This window comes from Pseudomonas sp. SbOxS1 (assembly GCF_013416725.1).
Taxonomy (GTDB): domain Bacteria; phylum Pseudomonadota; class Gammaproteobacteria; order Pseudomonadales; family Pseudomonadaceae; genus Aquipseudomonas.
The window spans coordinates 1-3,367 of record NZ_JAAVXC010000022.1; the positions used below are offsets into that span (position 1 = coordinate 1).

Consider the following 3,367-nt stretch of genomic DNA (forward strand, 5'->3'; position numbering starts at 1 on the left):
TCCCACACGAATTGCTTGATTCATTGAAGAAGACGATAGAAGCAGCTCGAAATTGGGTCTGTAGCTCAGTTGGTTAGAGCGCACCCCTGATAAGGGTGAGGTCGGCAGTTCGAATCTGCCCAGACCCACCAATTTTGTTATGGGGCCATAGCTCAGCTGGGAGAGCGCCTGCCTTGCACGCAGGAGGTCAGCGGTTCGATCCCGCTTGGCTCCACCATAACCTGCTTCGAAGTTTGAAAGTTTAGAAATGAATATTCCGTTGTGAATATTGATTTCTAGTCTTTTGATTAGTTCGTTCTTTAAAAATTTGGGTATGTGATAGAAAGATAGACTGAACGTTACTTTCACTGGTAACGGATCAGGCTAAGGTAAAATTTGTGAGTTCTCTTAATTGAGAAATTCGAATTTTCGGCGAATGTCGTCTTCATAGTATAACCAGATTGCTTGGGGTTATATGGTCAAGTGAAGAAGCGCATACGGTGGATGCCTTGGCAGTCAGAGGCGATGAAAGACGTGGTAGCCTGCGAAAAGCTTCGGGGAGTCGGCAAACAGACTTTGATCCGGAGATGTCTGAATGGGGGAACCCAGCCATCATAAGATGGTTATCTTGTACTGAATACATAGGTGCAAGAGGCGAACCAGGGGAACTGAAACATCTAAGTACCCTGAGGAAAAGAAATCAACCGAGATTCCCTTAGTAGTGGCGAGCGAACGGGGACTAGCCCTTAAGTGGCTTTGAGATTAGCGGAACGCTCTGGAAAGTGCGGCCATAGTGGGTGATAGCCCTGTACGCGAAAATCTCTTAGTCATGAAATCGAGTAGGACGGAGCACGAGAAACTTTGTCTGAATATGGGGGGACCATCCTCCAAGGCTAAATACTACTGACTGACCGATAGTGAACTAGTACCGTGAGGGAAAGGCGAAAAGAACCCCGGAGAGGGGAGTGAAATAGATCCTGAAACCGTATGCGTACAAGCAGTGGGAGCAGACTTTGTTCTGTGACTGCGTACCTTTTGTATAATGGGTCAGCGACTTATTTTCAGTGGCGAGCTTAACCGAATAGGGGAGGCGTAGCGAAAGCGAGTCTTAATAGGGCGTCTAGTCGCTGGGAATAGACCCGAAACCGGGCGATCTATCCATGGGCAGGTTGAAGGTTAGGTAACACTGACTGGAGGACCGAACCGACTACCGTTGAAAAGTTAGCGGATGACCTGTGGATCGGAGTGAAAGGCTAATCAAGCTCGGAGATAGCTGGTTCTCCTCGAAAGCTATTTAGGTAGCGCCTCATGTATCACTGTAGGGGGTAGAGCACTGTTTCGGCTAGGGGGTCATCCCGACTTACCAAACCGATGCAAACTCCGAATACCTACAAGTGCCGAGCATGGGAGACACACGGCGGGTGCTAACGTCCGTCGTGAAAAGGGAAACAACCCAGACCGTCAGCTAAGGTCCCAAAGTTATGGTTAAGTGGGAAACGATGTGGGAAGGCTTAGACAGCTAGGAGGTTGGCTTAGAAGCAGCCACCCTTTAAAGAAAGCGTAATAGCTCACTAGTCGAGTCGGCCTGCGCGGAAGATGTAACGGGGCTCAAACCATACACCGAAGCTACGGGTATCACTTAGGTGATGCGGTAGAGGAGCGTTCTGTAAGCCTGTGAAGGTGAGTTGAGAAGCTTGCTGGAGGTATCAGAAGTGCGAATGCTGACATGAGTAACGACAATGGGTGTGAAAAACACCCACGCCGAAAGACCAAGGTTTCCTGCGCAACGTTAATCGACGCAGGGTTAGTCGGTCCCTAAGGCGAGGCTGAAAAGCGTAGTCGATGGAAAACAGGTTAATATTCCTGTACTTCTGGTTATTGCGATGGAGGGACGGAGAAGGCTAGGCCAGCTTGGCGTTGGTTGTCCAAGTTTAAGGTGGTAGGCTGGAATCTTAGGTAAATCCGGGATTCTAAGGCCGAGAGCTGATGACGAGTGTTCTTTTAGAACACGAAGTGGTTGATGCCATGCTTCCAAGAAAAGCTTCTAAGCTTCAGGTAACCAGGAACCGTACCCCAAACCGACACAGGTGGTTGGGTAGAGAATACCAAGGCGCTTGAGAGAACTCGGGTGAAGGAACTAGGCAAAATGGCACCGTAACTTCGGGAGAAGGTGCGCCGGTGAGGGTGAAGGACTTGCTCCGTAAGCCCACGCCGGTCGAAGATACCAGGCCGCTGCGACTGTTTATTAAAAACACAGCACTCTGCAAACACGAAAGTGGACGTATAGGGTGTGACGCCTGCCCGGTGCCGGAAGGTTAATTGATGGGGTTAGCTAACGCGAAGCTCTTGATCGAAGCCCCGGTAAACGGCGGCCGTAACTATAACGGTCCTAAGGTAGCGAAATTCCTTGTCGGGTAAGTTCCGACCTGCACGAATGGCGTAACGATGGCGGCGCTGTCTCCACCCGAGACTCAGTGAAATTGAAATCGCTGTGAAGATGCAGTGTATCCGCGGCTAGACGGAAAGACCCCGTGAACCTTTACTATAGCTTTGCACTGGACTTTGAATTTGCTTGTGTAGGATAGGTGGGAGGCTTTGAAGCGTGGACGCCAGTTCGCGTGGAGCCATCCTTGAAATACCACCCTGGCAACTTTGAGGTTCTAACTCAGGTCCGTTATCCGGATCGAGGACAGTGTATGGTGGGTAGTTTGACTGGGGCGGTCTCCTCCTAAAGAGTAACGGAGGAGTACGAAGGTGCGCTCAGACCGGTCGGAAATCGGTCGTAGAGTATAAAGGCAAAAGCGCGCTTGACTGCGAGACAGACACGTCGAGCAGGTACGAAAGTAGGTCTTAGTGATCCGGTGGTTCTGTATGGAAGGGCCATCGCTCAACGGATAAAAGGTACTCCGGGGATAACAGGCTGATACCGCCCAAGAGTTCATATCGACGGCGGTGTTTGGCACCTCGATGTCGGCTCATCACATCCTGGGGCTGAAGCCGGTCCCAAGGGTATGGCTGTTCGCCATTTAAAGTGGTACGCGAGCTGGGTTTAGAACGTCGTGAGACAGTTCGGTCCCTATCTGCCGTGGACGTTTGAGATTTGAGAGGGGCTGCTCCTAGTACGAGAGGACCGGAGTGGACGAACCTCTGGTGTTCCGGTTGTCACGCCAGTGGCATTGCCGGGTAGCTATGTTCGGAATAGATAACCGCTGAAAGCATCTAAGCGGGAAACTAGCCTCAAGATGAGATCTCACTGGGACCTTGAGTCCCCTGAAGGGCCGTCGAAGACTACGACGTTGATAGGTTGGGTGTGTAAGCGCTGTGAGGCGTTGAGCTAACCAATACTAATTGCCCGTGAGGCTTGACCATATAACACCCAAGCAATTTG

Annotated in this window: 2 tRNA genes and 1 rRNA gene; all 3 read left to right on the top strand. The window is 50.8% G+C overall.

Features of this window, described 5'->3' with window-relative positions:
• Positions 1–54 precede the first annotated feature (54 nt).
• Positions 55–131: transfer RNA gene (locus HFK74_RS18855), tRNA-Ile, on the top strand.
• Between the two features lie 10 nt (positions 132–141).
• A tRNA-Ala gene (locus HFK74_RS18860) sits at positions 142–217 on the top strand.
• A 239-nt stretch (positions 218–456) separates the two neighbouring features.
• Positions 457–3,348: ribosomal RNA gene (locus tag HFK74_RS18865) — 23S ribosomal RNA — on the top strand.
• The last annotated feature ends 19 nt before the right edge of the window (positions 3,349–3,367 follow it).